The sequence below is a fragment of the Cupriavidus sp. 05N40 genome (assembly GCF_056397305.1).
The window spans coordinates 61,726-79,116 of the sequence record NZ_JBFTND010000013.1; the positions used below are offsets into that span (position 1 = coordinate 61,726).

Consider the following 17,391-nt stretch of genomic DNA (forward strand, 5'->3'; position numbering starts at 1 on the left):
AAGCCGCCCTCGCACCCCCAGCCGCGCCATCTCGGGCACGCGCTGGCCGGCACACCGCCGCGCGTGCTGCTGCGCACTTATCGRCAGGCGCCGCTGGCGCACTGGGATCCGGATTTCTGCGCGGTCGCGCCAGAGACCATCGCCCTGCTGGCTGCGCACGGCGTGACGCTGGTCGGCATCGACACGCCTTCGCTGGACCCGCAGCAATCCAAGACCATGGATGCGCACCGCATGGTGCGCCGGCACCGGCTGGCCATCCTCGAGGGGCTGGTGCTCGATGCGGTCGACGAAGGCGACTATGAACTGATCGCGCTGCCGCTGCGCCTGGCGGGCCTCGACGCCAGCCCGGTGCGCGCGGTACTGCGCAGCCTGGCATGACGCGGAGCCGCGTCGCCACCCACCCGACACTGAACCACTGAACTCTTCCAGGACGCTTCGCCCATGACCGTACAAACCCGCGCGCAATGTCTCGCGCTAGACCAGCAGGACCCGCTGCGCAGCCTGCGCGACCAATTCGCGCTGCCCGAGGGCGTGATCTATCTCGACGGCAATTCGCTGGGCGCCCGCCCGCGCAGTGCCGCCGCGCGCGCCGCCGAGGTGGTGAGCGAGGAATGGGGCACGGGCCTGATCTGCAGCTGGAACACGGCCGGCTGGTTCGAACTGCCGCAGCGCCTGGGCAACAAGCTGGCGCCGCTGATCGGCGCCGGCGAGGACGAAGTGGTGGTGACGGACACCACGTCGATCAACCTGTTCAAGGTCCTGGCGGCAGCGCTGCGCGTGCAGCAGGCGCGCGACCCCAGGCGCAAGGTGATCGTCTCGGAAGCCAGCAACTTTCCCACCGACCTCTATATCGCGCAGGGCCTTGCGGACCTGCTGCAGCAGGGCTATTCGCTGCGCCTGGTGAATTCGCCGGCGGAGATCGAGGCGGCGGTCGATGCCGACACCGCGGTGTTGATGCTGACCCACGTGAACTACCAGAGCGGCGAGATGCTGGACATGGCCGCCGTGACCGAGATGGCGCACGCGTGCGGCGCGCTGACGGTGTGGGACCTGGCGCATTCGGCCGGCGCGGTGCCGGTTGCGCTGAAGGCATCGGGCGCGGACTACGCGGTCGGCTGCACCTACAAGTACCTCAACGGCGGGCCCGGTTCGCCGGCCTTCCTGTGGGTGGCGCCCGCGCTGCGCGATGCATTCTGGCAGCCGCTGTCCGGCTGGTGGGGCCATGCCGCGCCGTTCGCGATGGAACCGGGCTACCGGCCGCGCGAAGGGGTCGGCCGCTTCCTGTGCGGCACGCAGCCCGTGACCTCGCTGGCCATGGTCGAATGCGGGCTCGACATCTTCGCCCAGACCGACATGCGGGCGCTGCGCGCCAAGTCGCTGTTGCTGACCGATCTCTTCGTCGCGCTGGTGGAGCAGCGCTGCGGCCACCACCCGCTCGAACTGGCCACGCCGCGCGCGCATGCACGCCGCGGCAGCCATGTCAGCCTTGCCCATCCCGACGGCTTCGCGGTGGTGCAGGCGCTGATCGAGCGCGGCGTGATCGGCGATTACCGCGAACCACGCATTGCACGCTTCGGCTTCACCCCGCTGTACATCGGCTTTACCGACGTGTGGGATGCGGTGGAGGTGCTGCGCGACGTGCTCGACAGCGGCAGCTACAAGGAAGCGCGTCACCAGGCCCGCGGCCAGGTGACCTGAACAGGAATTCGCCATGACGATCAACAAGGGATGCCCGATGTCGGGCGCGGGCAGCGCGGCGGCAAGCGGGAACGATGCCGCCTGGCACGACGCGCAGATGGACTTCGCCAGGGACATGAGCTACGGCGACTACCTGGCGCTGGACCAGATCCTCAACGCCCAGCATCCGCTCTCGCCCGAGCACAACGAGATGCTGTTCATCGTGCAGCACCAGACCAGCGAACTGTGGATGAAGCTGGCGCTGCACGAACTGCGCGCGGCGCGCGAATGCGTGCGGTGCGACCAGTTGCCGCCGGCCTTCAAGATGCTCACGCGCGTGTCGCGCATCATGGAGCAGCTGGTGCAGGCGTGGAGCGTGCTGGCCACCATGACGCCGCCGGAGTACACGGCGATGCGTCCCTACCTGGGCATGTCCTCCGGCTTCCAGTCCTACCAGTATCGCGAGATCGAGTTCATCCTCGGCAACAAGAACGCCGCCATGCTGCTTCCGCACGCGCACCGGCCGGAGCACCTGGCGCTGGTGGAAGAGGCGCTGCGCACGCCGTCGCTCTATGACGAAGCGATCCGCCTGATGGCGCGGCGCGGCTTCGCCATCGACGCGGCCTGCATCGAACGCGACTGGACCCGCCCTGCCGGGGAGAATGCCTCGGTGGAGGCTGCGTGGCTGGAGGTCTATCGCCAGCCCGAGGCGCACTGGGAACTGTATGAACTGGGCGAGAAGTTCGTCGACCTGGAAGATGCGTTCCGGCAATGGCGCTTCCGCCATGTCACCACCGTGGAGCGCGTGATCGGCTTCAAGCGCGGCACCGGCGGCACGGAAGGCGTGAGCTACCTGCGCAAGATGCTCGACGTGGTGCTGTTCCCCGAACTCTGGAAACTGCGCACCGATCTCTAGGCGTCTGCGGGAAACGCTTCAAGACAGGAAGGACCCCGGAGGACCCCGGCGCGGGCCGTGCTTCAGGACGCCGGGTCCGACAGCCGCGCCGCCAGCGCGCGCAGGGCCGGCGCCAGCTTGTCGTGGAATTCGGCCTCTTCCACCGAGCCGTACGACGCGCTGCAGCTCAGCATGTGCAGCTCCTTCTCCCCCACCGGCCGGAAGGCCACCGCGCAGGCGTGGATCGCCGGGTGCCAGTCGCGGAACGATGCCGCATAGCCCCGTGCAGCGGCCTGCGTCACCGACGCGCGCATGGCCGCCTCCTGGGTCTTCCATTGCTCCGGAAAGGCCTGTGCGAACTCCGCCAGCACGCGGTCGCGCCTGGCTGCCGTCAAGGCTGCCAGATAGGCGCGCCCCATCGAGCTGGATACCAGCGAGAGCCGCGATCCCACGCCCAGTCCGAGCATCACGCCGGCATCGTTGCGGATCGACTCGAGATAGATCACGTCCAGCCGCTCGCGCTTGCCCAGCGACACAGACACCCCGTACGCCTGCGCAAACGCCAGCATATGCGGGCGTGCCAGCGTCACCACGTTGGATGCCGCCAGATACGAATAGCCCAGCGCCAGCACGCCGGCGTCGAGCGCGTACTTGCCCAGGCTGTCGTCGTAGCGCAGGTAGCCGAGCTGCACCAGCGTGCCGGCCAGCCTGCTCACGGTCGCCTTCGGGAAGCCGGTACGGCGCACGAAGTCCTGGTTGCCCAGCATCGATTCGCCGGTGCGGAAGCAGCGCAGCAGTTCCAGGCCGCGCGCCAGGGCGGCGACGAAATTGGGATCGCTTTCGCGCGGCGCGGCGCCGGCGGCATCCGCATCCTTCGTGGCGGACAAGGCTTGCGATTCAGTGGCCAAGGGACGGCTCCGGCTGGTTGGATGGGAACGCACCGCGGCCGGTCAGCGAACGGTCGTATTGCGGGTGCCGATTCCGGCTATTGCACGGACGGCGCATTGCGCTATACTACATCATCGGAACAAGGTTCCGCAATGCGGAACTGAAAAGCGTCACGACAGACCGCGGAATGCGCCGATGATGTTGAGTTCCGGGCCGCCCGCGAGACTGCCCGACCTATCTGCAAGACCACCTGCACTACGAACTGCACTACCGAAGGAGACCTACATGGCTGCCAACGCCGAATTCCACTGGGCCGACCCGCTGTTGCTGGACCACCAACTGAGCGACGACGAGCGCATGGTGCGCGATGCCGCCCAGGCCTATTGCCAGGACAAGCTCGCCCCGCGCGTGCTGCAATCGTTCCGCAATGAGAAGACCGACATCGAGATCTTCCGTGAAATGGGCGAACTCGGCCTGCTCGGCCCGACCATTCCCGAGCAATACGGTGGCCCGGGCCTGAACTACGTGGCCTACGGCCTGATCGCGCGCGAAGTGGAACGTGTGGATTCGGGCTATCGCTCGATGATGAGCGTGCAGTCGTCGCTGGTGATGGTGCCGATCCATGAATTCGGCAGCGAAGCGCAGAAGCAGAAATACCTGCCCAAGCTGGCCAGCGGCGAATGGATCGGCTGCTTCGGCCTGACCGAACCCAATCACGGCTCCGACCCGGGCTCCATGGTCACGCGCGCCAAGAAGGTCGCCGGCGGCTATGAGCTGAGCGGCGCCAAGATGTGGATCACCAACTCGCCGATCGCCGATGTGTTCGTGGTGTGGGGCAAGCTGGCCGGCGACGATGGCAAGGAAGCCATCCGCGGCTTTATCCTGGAAAAGGGCTGGAAGGGCCTGACGGCTCCCGCCATCCACGGCAAGGTGGGCCTGCGCACCTCGATCACCGGCGAAATCGTCATGGACCAGGTGTTCGTGCCGGAGGAAAACCTGATGCCCGGCGTGTCCGGCCTGAAGGGTCCCTTCACCTGCCTGAACTCGGCGCGCTACGGTATCGCCTGGGGCGCGCTCGGCGCCGCCGAATTCTGCTGGCACACCGCCCGCCAGTACACCCTGGACCGCCTGCAGTTCGGCCGCCCGCTGGCCGCCAACCAGCTCGTGCAGAAGAAGCTGGCCGACATGCAGACCGAGATCACGCTGGGCCTGCAAGGCTGCCTGCGCCTGGGCCGCATGAAGGACGAAGGCACCGCCGCGGTCGAGATCACCTCGATCATGAAGCGCAATTCCTGCGGCAAGTCGCTGGACATCGCCCGCGTGGCGCGCGACATGCTCGGCGGCAACGGCATCTCGGACGAATTCGGCGTGATCCGCCATGTGGTGAACCTCGAGGTCGTCAATACCTACGAGGGCACGCATGACATCCACGCGCTGATCCTGGGCCGCGCCCAGACCGGCATCCAGGCGTTCTACTGAAGCCTGCGCGGCACCGCCGCCCGTTGCGACCAATCTCTCCCGAGAAATAAAAAGGCCCGGCTGCGAAGCCGGGCCAAGCACACTACCAAGGAGAGACGACGGGCGAGCCCATCGCGTTACAACACCGTGACGCTCCGGCCCGGCGCAATGCGCCCGGCCGGCCGCAAGGCCATTACCTGTTGGGCTGCGGCGTCAACCGAAGATAGGGCCGCACGGCCTTGTAGCCCTTCGGGAATTTCTGCCTGATGACTTCCTCGTCCTTCAGCGAAGGCACGATCACCACGTCATCGCCGTCCTGCCAGTTGCCCGGCGTGGCGACGCTGTGGTTGTCGGTGAGCTGCAGCGAATCGATCACCCGCAGGATCTCGTTGAAATTGCGCCCGGTGCTGGCCGGATACGTGATGATCAGGCGCACCTTCTTCTTCGGATCGATCACGAACAGCGAACGCACCGTCAGGGTTTCGTTCGCGTTGGGATGGATCATGTCGTAGAGCTGCGAGACCTTGCGGTCGCCATCGGCGATGATCGGGAAGTTGACCACCGTGCCCTGGGTATCGTTGATGTCCTTGATCCACTCCCGATGGGATTCGACCGAGTCGACCGACAGCGCAATGGCCTTGACGTTGCGGCTGGCGAAGTCGCCCTTGAGCTTGGCGGTCAGGCCCAGTTCGGTGGTGCAGACGGGCGTGAAATCGGCCGGGTGCGAGAACAGCACGCCCCAGCTATCGCCAAGCCACTGGTGGAAGCTGATCTGGCCTTCACTGGAATCCTGCTCGAAATCCGGGGCGAGGTCGCCAAGACGTAATGCCATTAATGTCTCCTTCATGGGCCAAATTAGGGTTGAACCAGTCTAGTCCGATTGCGATCCAACCCAAACGAATATAAAGTCACTACAAAATCACCTTTGTGTCTTTAGGACCTTTGACATACGTTACTGTCCTACATGCGATGTCGGACCCGTGGTGTTGAAACCACGGCGGTTCCCCGCATATGCTAGGAAAGAGGGCGAGAAAAATGCCCGAGAACGTGCGAGGAAGGCAAAATGTCACAATCCGAAACCACCGCCCGCAAACAGGAGAAACTGATGAGCGATGTCAAGACCGTGTTGTCCGATGCCGAAGAACTGCTTAAGCAAGCGGCCTCGACCACTGGCGAGAAAGCCGCCGAACTGCGCGAACGCGGCATGGGCCTGCTGAAGCAAGCCAAGGAGAAAGCCCAGGACCTGCAGGACGCAGTCGTCACCAAGAGCAAGGCGGCAGCTCGCGCCACCGATGACTACGTGCACGATCACCCGTGGCGCGCCGTGGGCGTGGCGGCCGGCGTCGGCCTGCTGGTCGGCCTGCTGCTCAACCGCAAGTAATTCGGATTTTTCGAACTGCCGGGCCAGCGGGCCCGGCACCAGAACCCGAGCGCCCTGCAGGCCCGCCTGGCGGGCATGCAGGGCGAATGCCTCGCGGGCAGGCCTTACGCCGCCCGCCTGGCTTCCCGTCCGCAACCGGTGCAGCCTTCCGTTGCACGCCCTTGCCGGAATTGCATGAGCGACCCCACCCCTTCCCCCAAGTTCATGGACGCCCTGCGCAGCCTGGCAGGATCGTTGGTGGCGATGATGCTGACGCGCCTCGAACTTGCCACCGTCGAACTCGCGGAAGAACGAACCCGCCTGATGAAGATGGCCTTGCTGGCCTGCTTCGGCCTGGTGTTCTTCGGCCTGTCCATGGTCACGCTTACGTTCCTGATCGCCATCGTATTCTGGGATTCCTACCGCTGGCAGGCCCTGGGCGCGCTGGTCGCGCTCTACCTGCTCGCCTGCGTGGCCTGCCTGGCCATGGCGCGCCATCTCGTGCGCAACGCCCCGCCCCTGTTCGAGGCCACGCTGGCCGAGATCGACAAAGACCGGGAGATCCTGCGCCGATGAGCACGCCATCCACTCCCCCCGAGGCGCCCGACGACCAGGCGGATACGGCGGCGGCCCGCGCTACCGGGCAGCCCCGCGCGCATCCCCGCCCCGTGCGTCATTCCCGCGAAGTCCGCCTGCCACTCGCGATCCGCAAGGAATTGCTGATCACGCGTGCCCTGATTGAGCGCCATGACTGCGCCGAGGCCCTGCGCCAGGTGCGTGGCGGCGCGGTCCGGCTCGGCCGCTTCAGCACATGGCTGCCACGCATGACGCGGCCAGCCTCCTGGCTCAAGCTGCTAGGCCTGGCCAAGGACTATCCGATGCTCAGTTCGGCCGTGTCCCTGGCCCTGCCCCTGGTGCGCAGGACCCCGGTGCTGCGCTGGGGCTGGAAGCTCGCCAAGTTGGGCGGCCTGGCGGCGGCCGGCTACTGGGCCTACGAGACCTGGCAGAAAGGCACGGCCGAGGCACGGCAGGCACGGCCCGGCCCCGGCGATACCCCCGCCGGCACCATCGACACCGGCTTCCGCGACCCCCTGGTACGCTAGATGCCGTCATGCCGGGCCGCCGCACTGGCGGCCCTGTCCCGCGCACACGCGCCACGGGGCACACCGCGCAGCGCGCCGCGGCACCAGTCACGCCAGATCTCCACATGGCGCGCGCGGCAGGAACCCGTTGCGGAAACGAGATCCGGGCGAGGTCCTTTTTAGACCAGCCCCGAAGGATTTGCCACGCAAGGTAGAGCGCAATGACCCAACGAGCGGATATGCAGCAGAAGGCGTTCTATCTGCTCCTGGCGGCAGTCTCGATAGCCTTTTGCTTCGTGCTGTGGCCATTCTTCGGCGCCGTGTTCTGGGGCGCCATCCTCGCCATCATCTTCACACCGCCGAACAACTGGCTCACGCGCCGCATGGGCGGTCGCCGCAACCTGGCCGCGCTGACCACGCTCACGCTGTGCCTGCTGATCGTGGTGCTGCCGCTGATCTTCGTCACCGGCGCGCTGATGCAGGAAATCAGCATGGTCTACCAGCAGATCAAGTCGGGCCAGATCAACTTCGGCTCCTACTTCCAGCAAGCGGTGCATGCGCTGCCGCCTTCCATCGGCAGGGTGCTGGAACGCTTCGGCCTTTCGGACATCGCCGACCTGCAGCGAAAGCTGACCGCCGGCGCCGCCCAGGCCAGCCAGCTGATTGCCACACAGGCGCTGAGCATCGGACAGAACACCTTCCAGTTCGTGATCAGCTTCGGCGTGATGCTGTACCTGCTGTTTTTCCTGCTGCGCGATGGCCCCGAGATCTCGCGCCGCATCGTGCATGCCATCCCGCTGAGCGAGCCGCACAAGCTGCACCTGTTGCGCAAGTTCACCACCGTGGCGCGCGCCACCGTCAAGGGCAATATCGCCGTGGCGGCGGTGCAAGGCGCGCTCGGCGGCCTGATCTTCTGGTTCCTCGGCATCCAGGGCTCGCTGCTGTGGGGCGTGCTGATGGCCTTCCTTTCGCTGCTGCCCGCCATCGGCGCGGCGCTGATCTGGGGGCCGGTGGCAATCTACTTCCTGCTGACCGGCGACGTCGGCAAGGGCTCGATCCTGATCGGCTTCTGCGTGGTGGTGATCGGCGCGGTGGACAACGTGCTGCGCCCCATCCTGGTCGGCAAGGACACCCGCATGCCCGACTGGGTGGTCCTGATCTCCACGCTGGGCGGCATGGCGCTGTTCGGGCTGAACGGCTTCGTCATCGGTCCGCTGATCGCCGCGCTGTTCATCGCCAGCTGGGACCTGTCCACCTCCACGCGCGAGGAAATCGAACGCCGCGAGGCTGCGCAGGACCAGGCCGCGACACCCCCGCCGGCGCCCGACATGGCCGCCAGCCCTGCCGCCCCGGCCACGCCGGCCAGCCCGCAGGACCGCCGCCCTGCCGCGGACCGCACCGAGTAAGCACGCCGCGGGCATCCCCGCATCCATCCAGGAGCAAGCCTTGAACCAGAGCGACACAAAACCCAGGCACTACACGGTGCGCGAGCTGTTCCGCAAGCCGGACCGCTCCCAGTTCTCGATCTCGCCGGACGGGCGCCACCTGTCGTTCCTGGCGCGCCACCAGGGCCGCCAGAACATCTTCGTGCAAGCCATCGACGCCGAAGGCAACCTCCTTGGCGAAGCCCGGCCGCTGACCGGAGAAACCGAGCGCGACCTGCCCTTCCATACATGGAAAGGCAATGCGCACATTCTCTACATCAAGGACTTCGGCGGCGACGAGAATTTCCATGTGCTGTCGGTGCCAATCGACGGCGGCGATCCGGTCGACCTGACCCCGTACCCGGACGTTCGCGCGGACATCGTCGATGACCTCGAGGACGACGACCGCCATATCCTGCTGTCGCACAACCGGCGCGACCCGCAGGTGTTCGACGTGCTGCGCGTGGACGTGGTGACCGGGGAATCGGTACAGATCGCCGAGAACCCCGGCAATGTGATGAGCTGGGGCACCGACCATGCCGGCCGCCTGCGCGTGGCCACGGCAAGCGACGGCGTCAACACCACCCTGCTCTACCGCGATGCCGAAGACGAGCCGTTCCGCCCCATCCTCACCACGGATTTCCGCGAGACGGTCTCGCCGCTGTTCTTCACCTTCGACGATGCCCGGCTCTACGTGCAATCGAACCGCGGCCGCGACAAGCTGGCCATCTTCGAGTTCGACCCGCAAACCGCGCAGGAAGGGCGCCTGGTGTTCGAGCACGGCGAGGTCGATGCCGGCGGCCTGGCGTATTCGCGCCACCGCCGCGTGCTGACCGCCGCCTGGTACACGGACTGGAAGACCCGCCGGCATTTCTTCGACGCGCGCAGCGAGCAGATCCATGCCGACCTGGAACGCCAGCTGCCGGGCTACGAGCACCACGTCACCAGCATCACGCGCGACGAGACCCGCATGATCGTCTCGGCATCGAGCGACCGCACTACCGGCACGCGCTACCTGTACGACAGCGACACGCGCAAGCTGGTCTCGCTCGGGCAGATCCTGCCGTGGCTCGACGAGGCCGACATGGCGCCGATGCAAGCGGTGAGCTTCACCTCGCGCGATGGCCTGCAACTGCACGGCTACCTGACGCTGCCGCTGGCAGCCGGGGCCGAGCCAGGGAACCTGCCGCTGGTGGTCAACCCGCACGGCGGCCCGTGGACGCGCGACGTGTGGGGCTTCAACCCCGAGGTGCAGTTGCTGGCCAACCGCGGCTATGCGGTGCTGCAGATCAACTTCCGCGGCTCGACCGGCTACGGGCGCAAGTTCTGGGAAGCCAGCTTCAAGCAATGGGGCAGGACGATGCAGAACGACATCGACGACGGCGTCGACTGGCTGACCGCGCAAGGCATCGCCGATGCGCGCCGCGTGGCGATCTACGGCGGCAGCTACGGCGGCTATGCCACCCTGGCGGGTGTGGCCTTCACGCCCGAGCGCTATGCTGCGGCCATCGACTACGTAGGCGTATCGAACCTGTTCACGCTGCTGGAGACCATTCCCGCCTACTGGACGCCGATGCTCGACATGCTCTACGAGATGATCGGCAACCCCGACGACGAGAACGACCGCAAGGCCATGCACGACGCCTCGCCGGTATTCTTCGCCGACCGCATCCGCACGCCGCTGCTGGTGGCCCAGGGCGCCAACGACCCGCGCGTCAAGCAGGCGGAGAGCGACCAGATCGTCGAGGCGCTGCGCGCGCGCGGCGTCGACGTGGCCTACCTGCTCAAGGAGAACGAAGGACACGGCTTCCACAACGAAGAAAACCGCTTCGATTTCTACGAGGCGATGGAAGCGTTCCTTGCCAAGCACCTGGGCAAGCCCGCCTGAGCGGGCGATCTGGCCCGGGCGAACACCGTCCGGGCCAGGTCCGGACCGAGCCGGAAGGCAAAACGGAACGCAAAACAAAAAGGGCCTGTGACTTGCGCCACAGGCCCTTCGTAATGCTGGTGGGTCGTGCGTGACTCGAACACGCGACCAACGGATTAAAAGTCCGCTGCTCTACCGACTGAGCTAACGACCCGGAAAAACTGAAGCCGCGATTATAGGAAGATACCGGCCTCTATGTCAACCTTGGAACGCAGGCACGGTGTGATAAGCCATGCTGGCTAGGCCATGCGCTCAAGGCGCCATATCTGGTAGCGAAAGCCCAGTACCGAGCCCGCCAGGATGCCGGCCAGCGCAATGAACGAGCCGATCGCCAGCGTCGACACGCCCGACAGGCCCTGCCCGATGGTACAGCCGAGCGCGGTCACGCCGCCGGCGCCCATCAGGATGCCGCCCACCATATGGTTGCCGACGTCCTCGGCGTTACCGAACCCTTCCCAGCGGAACGTGCCCGTGACCAGCGCGTAGGCGGCGGCACCGGCCACCACGCCGAACACGCTGACGATACCAAGCGTCAACACTTTGCTCTTGTCGCTGAACAGCATCAGCCAGTCGAGCGTATAGGCGTACGGCGCGACGAAGCTCAGGCTTTCCATGCGGCCGCTGTTGGTGGCAACGAACAGTTCTTCGAGCGTATTGGGATCCTCGGCGACATAGCCGAGATGCCCCGACACATACCACATCGCCACGATGATCAGGCCTACGGCAAGGCCGCCGAGCAGGTTGTCGAAGGTGCGGAAGCCCCGCCCCGCCAGCGCCCAGATCACAAGCGCCCCGCCCAGCACCAGCGCCATGCCGAGTTGCAGGGTCGGGCGCGCCATGCCGCTGGCGTGCGCCAGCACGGACGGCAGGTCCTGCGTGGTGGGCAACGTGAGCGATACCGCATCGACCGTGTTGACGCGGATCACGCCGAACAGCCCGCGCAGCGTCATATAGGCCGACAGCCCGAGGAAGACAAAGACCACCAGCGATTTCAGGTTGCCCGCACCGATGCGCACCAGCGTCTTGCTGCCGCAGCCCGAAGCCAGCACCATGCCAAAGCCGAACATCAGCCCGCCCACCAGCGCGGAAAGCCAGCCCAGCTTGCTGGCCGCATAGATGGTCTTGGTGGGGTCGATCAGGCCGCCCGCGGCCAGCGCGCCCGTGCCGATCATCGCCACGCCGATGGCCAGCCCCCACATGCGCATGCGGCTCCAGTCGCCCATGTTGACGATGTCGGAGACGGCGCCCATGGTGCAGAAATGCGTGCGTTGCAGCACCGCGCCGAAGAGGAAGGTCAGGATGAACGTGCTGGCCAGTATGGTACGGCTGAGCGCGGCGATGTCGATTTCAGGCATGGGTGTCCGGCGGGGGAAGCGGAACGGGGAAAGGGATGGGGAAAGGGGCGGATGTGGCGCCGGCCAGACGGCACGCGATCGCGCCGCCTTGCCGGTCAGCCGTCAGGCAGCATCCTGGTAGCGCGTGGGATCGGGCACGCCGGCGGCCTCGAAGCCGCTGCGGCGGATGCGGCAGGAATCGCAGACACCGCAGGCGCGGCCATCGTCGTCGGCCTGGTAGCACGACACGGTCATGCCGTAGTCAACGCCAAGGCGGACCCCGGCGCGGATGATCTCGGCCTTGGTCATGTCGATGATGGGCGCATGCACGCGAATGCGCTCGCCTTCCACGCCGGCCTTGGTGGCCAGGTTGGCCAGCGCCTCGTAGGCGGAGACGTACTCGGGGCGGCAGTCCGGATAGCCGGAATAGTCGACCGCGTTGGCGCCGAAGAACAAGTCGCGCCCGCCCACGGCCTCGGCCCAGCCGAGCGCCAGCGACAGCATGATCGTATTGCGCGCCGGCACGTAGGTCACGGGGATGCCGCCGAGGGCACCGTCGGTGGGCACATCGAGGCTGTCGTCGGTCAGGGCCGAGCCGCCGAAGCGGCGCAGGTCCAGGTCGATGATCTCGTGGCGCACCGCGCCGAGGGCCGCGGCCACGCGCCTGGCCGCCTCCAGCTCGGAGGAATGGCGCTGGCCGTAGCGCATCGACAGGGCATAGGTCTCGAAGCCCTGCGCATTGGCCATGGCGAGGACGGTGGCGGAATCCAGGCCGCCGGAGAGCAGGACGATAGCGCGTTTTTTCATGATGGCGGGGGCGCGGCGCCGCACGGCGGCACGCGGAAAATCAGGGCGAATCGCGTATTTTAGCGCGAGCATGACAAAGGCCCGCGAATGCGGGCCTTTGTCATGCTCCGGCAAGGCCGCCCTTTCGAGGCGCCGGCCCGCGCAACGCCTACTTCAGCGTCTTCAGGCGATTGCTCGCTGCCTGCGCGCCCTCGGTGCCAGGATACTTTGCCACCACCTGCTCCAGGGTCTTGCGGGCCGCGGGCTTCTGGCCCGATTCCATCTGGTTGTTGGCGATGGCGATCAGCGCGTCGGGCACCTTGGGGTGGTCCGGGTACGCCTGCACCATGTTCTGCAACACCGTGGTGGAACCGCGGTAGTCCCGCTGCGCGTACAGCGAGTTGCCGAGCCAGAACTGCGCCAGCGGGACATACGGGCTCTGCGGGTACTTCTTGATGAACCCGGCGAATACGTTGCCCGCGCCCTTGAAGTCCCCGGTCTGGAACTGCTTGAGCGCGGCATCGTACTCGGTCTTCTCGCCAGGTTGCGACAAGCCCTCACGGCCGTCCACGGTGACCTGCTGCGGCTCGAATTTCTTCAGGCGCGCATCGAGGTCGGCGTAGTAGTCCTTCTGCTGCTTCTGCAGCGTGGTCACCTCGTTCTGCAGCATCTCGTTCTGGCCGCGCAGCCGCGCCACTTCCTGGCGCAGGCCCTCGAGCTGGTTCTGCATGTCGAGCTGGGCGCGGCTGTTCTGGTCGATGCGCTGCGATGCCGTCGCCTGGAAACCGTTGAACTGGTCTCGCATGGTAACGATGGCGCGGCGCGCCTCGTCATCGTCGAACACGCCCGCTCGCGCCTGCGCCACCGGCAGCAGGCTGGCGCAGGACATCGCAGTGAGCAATACCAACTTGGAGACGCGTGCTTTCATGAGATGCCTATGCGCGGATTAGTACGTGATGTCCGCGCGGCGGTTTTCCGCCCAGGCGGCTTCGTCGTGACCGGTTGCCTTGGGCTTTTCCTTGCCCAGGCTGACGGCTTCCATCTGGCTTTCAGGCACGCCCAGCGAGGACAGCGAGCGGCGCACGGCCTCGGCGCGCTTCTGGCCCAGCGCCAGGTTGTACTCGCTGGTGCCACGCTCGTCGGTGTTGCCCTGGATCAGGATGCGGCGGCCCTTGTTGGCGCCCAGGTACTTCGAATGCTCGGACAGCATGCCCTGGTAGTCGGACTTGACGCTGTAGCTGTCGAAGTCGAAGTACACGCTGCGCTTGGCCAGCGGGCTGTTCGGGTCGTTCAGCGGATCGCGCGAGACGTCCACCGGCGCCACGGCGCGGGCATCGGTCGTCGGCGCGCCCTTGTTGGCGCCGGCGTTGGCGGTGTCGTCCAGCTTGACGCCGGAGCTGCAGGCGCCGAGGGCCAGCAGTGCGGCTACGGCAAGGGTCTTGGTCATCATTTGGGTCATGGCGTGATACTCCTCGTTATTGCATGAATGGGCCCCAGGACGGCTCGCGAACCTCGCCGGACTGGAGGGACAGAACCTGCCGGGTGCGCCCGTCGGTGGATACCGCCGCCAGCACCGCGCGACCGCCCACCCGGGTGGCGTAGAGAATGTACTTGCCGTTGGCGGCGAAGCTCGGGGCTTCGTCGTTGGCGGTATCGGTCAGCGAAGTGACATCGCCGCTGCCCAGGTCCAGCAGTTGCAGCTTGAAGCCGCCGCTACGGGTAATGTAGGCCAGTTGCTTGCCGTCCGGCGAAATGCGCGGGCTGACGTTGTAGCTGCCCTTGAAGGTCACGCGCTGGGCCGCGCCGGCTTCCTCGCCGCCGGTGGGCATGCGGTAGACCTGCGGCGCACCGCCCCGGTCGCTGGTGAAATAGATGTTGCGGCCGTCCGGCGCGTATTGCGGCTCGGTGTCGATGGCGCTGCTGCGCGTCAGGCGCTTGAGGCCGGAGCCGTCGGCGTTGACCTGGTAGATCTGGGTATTGCCGTCGCGCGACAGCGCCACCGCCAGGCGCTGCCCGTCGGGCGACCACGAAGGCGCGCTGTTGTTGCCCTTCTGGTTCGACACCAGCGTGCGGCGGCCCGAAGCGAGGTCATGCACATAGACCACCGGCTTCTTGGCCTCGAACGAGACGTAGGCAACCTTGCCCCCGTCCGGCGACCACGACGGCGAGATGATCGGCTCGTTGCTGGTCAGCGCCACCTGCGAGTTCTGGCCGTCGGAATCCGAGATCAGCAGCTGGTAGCGGCCACCCACGCGCGCCACATAGGACAGGCGCGTGGCGAACACGCCGCGCTCGCCCAGCAGCTTTTCATAGATGTAGTCGGCGATCTTGTGGCCGGTGACGCGCAGCTGGTTGGCACCGACCGTGAAGGCCAGGCCGCCGAGGCTCTGCCCCTTCTGCGTGTCGTAGAGACGGAAGCGGACATCGTACTGGCCGTTGCCGGTGGGAGTCACGCTGCCGGCCACGAAGGCATCCGCGCCGCGCGACTTCCAGCTGCCCAGGTCGACGTTGGCGGACTCGGCCACCGTGGCGCCGGCCACGTCGACATTGCGGAAGCGGCCACTGCGCTGCAGGTCGCTGCGGATGATGGCGGTGAGGTTCTGCGGTGCCTGCGCCTCGCCCTGGAAGTTGGCCGTGGCAATCGGGAACTGGGTCGGGCCTACGCCGGTGACTTCCACCGTGAATTGCGCCTGGGCGCCGGTTGCCAGCAGCAGCAGGCTACCGAGGAGAAGTCCCTTCATCCAGGCTATGTTCCGTTTGCAGAATCGCATGTCGTTTCCTAACAAATGGTTTAACTTGCCGGCCGTGCCCGGCCATGAGCGCTAGATAGTAGCCGCATCGTCGCCAGGCATCCGTTCACTATGCATATTGTTACGTTCGCCGCTTCAATTGGCATGCGGGCGCAGCCGGATGTCGAAGCTCGGGGGTGCCTTGCCGTTCTCATCCTTGGGCAGCGGATCCGAGTTCTGCACCGCCCTCAGGGCGGCGTCGTCCCAGGCCGCGTTGCCACTCGACGACTTGACCCGAGCCGACAGCAACGCGCCGTCCGGTGCCAGCCGGACCGAGATCACGGCCGCGAGGCTGGCCGGGAAATCCTCCGAATACTTGATATTGGGCTGCACCTTGCGCTGTACGCGATCCGAATAACCCGGCGAGGCCTTGCCACCCGAACCTGCGCCGCTGCCGGCATTGCTGCCCACGCCGCCGGCCCCGCCCGGCACGCCGGCTCCGCCGGCCATGGCCTGCAGCCGCGCCAGTTCGCTGTGGCGCTGCGCGTTGGCGGCGGCATCGCGCTTGGCCTTGGCGTCCGCGTCGGCCTTCGCCTTCGCGCTGGCGGCGGCCTTGGCGTCCGCATTTGCCTTGGCCTTGGCGTCGGCTTCGGCGCGGGCCTTGGCGTCGGCGTCCGCGCGGGCCTTCGCATCCGCGCGGGCCTTGGCGTCGGCTTCCTTGCGGTCGCGCTCGGCCTGCTCCTTGTGCTGCTGCTCCTGCTGGGCGGCAAGCTTGCGCGCGTCTTCCTTGCGTTGCGCGTCCTTGCGCAGGTCTTCCTTGCGTTGATCTTCCTTGCGCTGCGCGTCCTTACGCTGGTCTTCCTTGCGCTGCGCGTCCTTACGCTGGTCTTCCTTGCGCTGGGCCTCCTTGCGGGCCTCTTCCTGGCGCTCGGCTTCCTGGCGCGCGCGCAGATCGGCCTGCTTGCGTGCTTCCTCGCGGGCGGCAGCTTCGGCCTGCTTGCGCTTTTGCTGCTCGAGCGCGATATCGGCGTCTTCCTCGGCGCGGGACTTGACCGCGGGCGCGGGAGGGGCCGGACGCGGCTGCACCACCGGTTCGGGCACGGGACGCGGCGGTGGCGGCGCGACGGCCGTGTCCGGGATTTCTTCCCACAACTCGGCTTCGGCGCCGACCGGAGTGCTGCTTTGCCAGTGCACGCCGTAGTACAGCACGATGCCCAGCAGCAGGTGCATGAAGAGCGCGAGCAGGAAGGAACGCATGGTTCCCCGTTCCTTGACCGGCTGATAAGGATAGGCGACGGTCTTCATCTCGCGCTGCAATGTCTGATTACTTTGACTTGACCATCAGGCCGACGCGCTTGACGCCGTCGGCCTTGAGCACCGACATCACGTCGAGCACGGACTCGTACTTGACCGAGCGGTCGGCGGCGATCACCACGGGCTGGTCGGGATTTTCGTTCTGGCGCTGATGCACGAATGCCACCAGTCCGGCCTTGTCGACCTTGCGGTCGAAGGCGTTGCCGGCATTGTCCTTGCCGCGTGCGGTCAGCTGGCCGTCTTCATGCACGGTCACCACGATCGGCGGCGCCTTCTGCTGCGGCGTGGCGTTGGCCACGGTGGGGAGGTCGACCACGGCCGGATTCACGATCGGTGCCGCCACCATGAAGATGACGAGCAGCACCAGCATCACGTCGATATAGGGAACGACGTTGATCTCGGCGCTGGCCCGGCGGCGCGAACCGCCGCGGCGCTGTATCGCTGCCATATGCGGGTTTCTCCTTGACCTTGACTACGTAACTGCGTGGACTTGCGCGAGCCGGCGCGAACCGGCAGC

17 protein-coding genes, 1 tRNA gene and 1 pseudogene are annotated in these 17,391 nt (G+C 66.6%); 9 read left to right on the forward strand and 10 right to left on the reverse strand.

What is annotated here, in order from left to right; translation table 11 throughout:
- Nucleotides 1-18: 18 nt before the first annotated feature.
- The 3 genes and pseudogenes from AC1DO7_RS05155 to kynA form a co-directional block, all read left to right on the forward strand.
- A pseudogene (locus AC1DO7_RS05155) lies at nucleotides 19-378 on the forward strand (cyclase family protein); the annotation flags it as partial.
- A 63-nt stretch (nucleotides 379-441) separates the two neighbouring features.
- Nucleotides 442-1,698 (forward strand): kynureninase, encoded by a 1,257-nt coding sequence (kynU, locus tag AC1DO7_RS05160; RefSeq protein WP_441613200.1) that lies wholly within the window; start codon nucleotides 442-444, stop codon nucleotides 1,696-1,698.
- 13 nt (nucleotides 1,699-1,711) lie between these two features.
- A complete protein-coding gene (kynA, locus tag AC1DO7_RS05165; RefSeq protein ID WP_441613201.1) occupies nucleotides 1,712-2,593 on the forward strand; it encodes a tryptophan 2,3-dioxygenase in 882 nt (293 codons plus the stop codon).
- Between the two features lie 62 nt (nucleotides 2,594-2,655).
- On the opposite strand, the gene AC1DO7_RS05170 is transcribed toward kynA, so the two are convergent.
- On the reverse strand, nucleotides 2,656-3,480 hold the full coding sequence (locus AC1DO7_RS05170) for an IclR family transcriptional regulator (protein WP_441613202.1): 825 nt from the start codon (nucleotides 3,478-3,480) through the stop codon (nucleotides 2,656-2,658).
- A gap of 265 nt (nucleotides 3,481-3,745) precedes the next feature.
- Here AC1DO7_RS05170 and AC1DO7_RS05175 point away from each other — a divergent pair, with 265 nt between their 5' ends.
- Complete coding sequence (locus AC1DO7_RS05175) at nucleotides 3,746-4,939, forward strand: acyl-CoA dehydrogenase (protein WP_441613203.1); 1,194 nt, start codon at nucleotides 3,746-3,748, stop codon at nucleotides 4,937-4,939.
- A gap of 172 nt (nucleotides 4,940-5,111) precedes the next feature.
- On the opposite strand, the gene AC1DO7_RS05180 is transcribed toward AC1DO7_RS05175, so the two are convergent.
- Nucleotides 5,112-5,750 (reverse strand): peroxiredoxin, encoded by a 639-nt coding sequence (locus tag AC1DO7_RS05180; protein ID WP_441613204.1) that lies wholly within the window; start codon nucleotides 5,748-5,750, stop codon nucleotides 5,112-5,114.
- 231 nt (nucleotides 5,751-5,981) lie between these two features.
- Between AC1DO7_RS05180 and AC1DO7_RS05185 the strand changes: the two genes are divergently transcribed.
- The 5 genes from AC1DO7_RS05185 (at nucleotide 5,982) to AC1DO7_RS05205 (ending at nucleotide 10,672) form a co-directional block, all read left to right on the forward strand.
- Nucleotides 5,982-6,299 (forward strand): ElaB/YgaM/YqjD family protein, encoded by a 318-nt coding sequence (locus AC1DO7_RS05185; RefSeq protein ID WP_369796917.1) that lies wholly within the window; start codon nucleotides 5,982-5,984, stop codon nucleotides 6,297-6,299.
- 174 nt (nucleotides 6,300-6,473) lie between these two features.
- Nucleotides 6,474-6,854, forward strand: coding sequence for a phage holin family protein (locus AC1DO7_RS05190; protein WP_441613205.1), 381 nt, complete (start codon nucleotides 6,474-6,476; stop codon nucleotides 6,852-6,854).
- On the forward strand, nucleotides 6,851-7,381 hold the full coding sequence (locus AC1DO7_RS05195; RefSeq protein ID WP_441613206.1) for a DUF3318 domain-containing protein: 531 nt from the start codon (nucleotides 6,851-6,853) through the stop codon (nucleotides 7,379-7,381). Before AC1DO7_RS05190 ends, AC1DO7_RS05195 begins: the two co-directional genes overlap by 4 nt.
- Nucleotides 7,382-7,581: 200 nt before the next feature.
- A complete protein-coding gene (locus tag AC1DO7_RS05200; protein WP_441613207.1) occupies nucleotides 7,582-8,766 on the forward strand; it encodes an AI-2E family transporter in 1,185 nt (394 codons plus the stop codon).
- A 40-nt stretch (nucleotides 8,767-8,806) separates the two neighbouring features.
- Nucleotides 8,807-10,672, forward strand: a complete 1,866-nt coding sequence (locus tag AC1DO7_RS05205; RefSeq protein WP_441643192.1) for a S9 family peptidase — start codon at nucleotides 8,807-8,809, stop codon at nucleotides 10,670-10,672.
- A gap of 117 nt (nucleotides 10,673-10,789) precedes the next feature.
- Here the strand turns inward: AC1DO7_RS05205 and AC1DO7_RS05210 are convergent.
- From AC1DO7_RS05210 to tolR, 8 genes are all read right to left on the reverse strand, one after another.
- A tRNA-Lys gene (locus AC1DO7_RS05210) sits at nucleotides 10,790-10,865 on the reverse strand.
- An 85-nt stretch (nucleotides 10,866-10,950) separates the two neighbouring features.
- Nucleotides 10,951-12,066, reverse strand: coding sequence for a YeeE/YedE family protein (locus AC1DO7_RS05215; RefSeq protein ID WP_441613209.1), 1,116 nt, complete (start codon nucleotides 12,064-12,066; stop codon nucleotides 10,951-10,953).
- Between the two features lie 102 nt (nucleotides 12,067-12,168).
- Complete coding sequence (gene queC / locus AC1DO7_RS05220; RefSeq protein ID WP_441613210.1) at nucleotides 12,169-12,924, reverse strand: 7-cyano-7-deazaguanine synthase QueC; 756 nt, start codon at nucleotides 12,922-12,924, stop codon at nucleotides 12,169-12,171.
- 76 nt (nucleotides 12,925-13,000) lie between these two features.
- A complete protein-coding gene (gene ybgF / locus AC1DO7_RS05225) occupies nucleotides 13,001-13,759 on the reverse strand; it encodes a tol-pal system protein YbgF (protein WP_441613211.1) in 759 nt (252 codons plus the stop codon).
- 18 nt (nucleotides 13,760-13,777) lie between these two features.
- The gene (pal, locus tag AC1DO7_RS05230; protein ID WP_441613212.1) at nucleotides 13,778-14,290 is read right to left on the reverse strand and encodes a peptidoglycan-associated lipoprotein Pal; all 513 of its coding nucleotides are present in this window, start codon (nucleotides 14,288-14,290) and stop codon (nucleotides 13,778-13,780) included.
- Nucleotides 14,291-14,306: 16 nt separating this feature from the next.
- Nucleotides 14,307-15,572 carry a Tol-Pal system beta propeller repeat protein TolB gene (gene tolB, locus AC1DO7_RS05235; protein ID WP_441613213.1) on the reverse strand — a complete coding sequence of 422 codons (1,266 nt, stop codon included), beginning with the start codon at nucleotides 15,570-15,572 and terminating at the stop codon, nucleotides 14,307-14,309.
- 144 nt (nucleotides 15,573-15,716) lie between these two features.
- Nucleotides 15,717-16,865: a cell envelope integrity protein TolA gene (gene tolA / locus AC1DO7_RS05240; RefSeq protein WP_441613215.1), complete on the reverse strand. Its 1,149-nt coding sequence runs from the start codon at nucleotides 16,863-16,865 to the stop codon at nucleotides 15,717-15,719.
- A 19-nt stretch (nucleotides 16,866-16,884) separates the two neighbouring features.
- Nucleotides 16,885-17,322, reverse strand: coding sequence for a protein TolR (gene tolR / locus AC1DO7_RS05245; RefSeq protein WP_441613216.1), 438 nt, complete (start codon nucleotides 17,320-17,322; stop codon nucleotides 16,885-16,887).
- Between the last annotated feature and the right edge of the window lie 69 nt (nucleotides 17,323-17,391).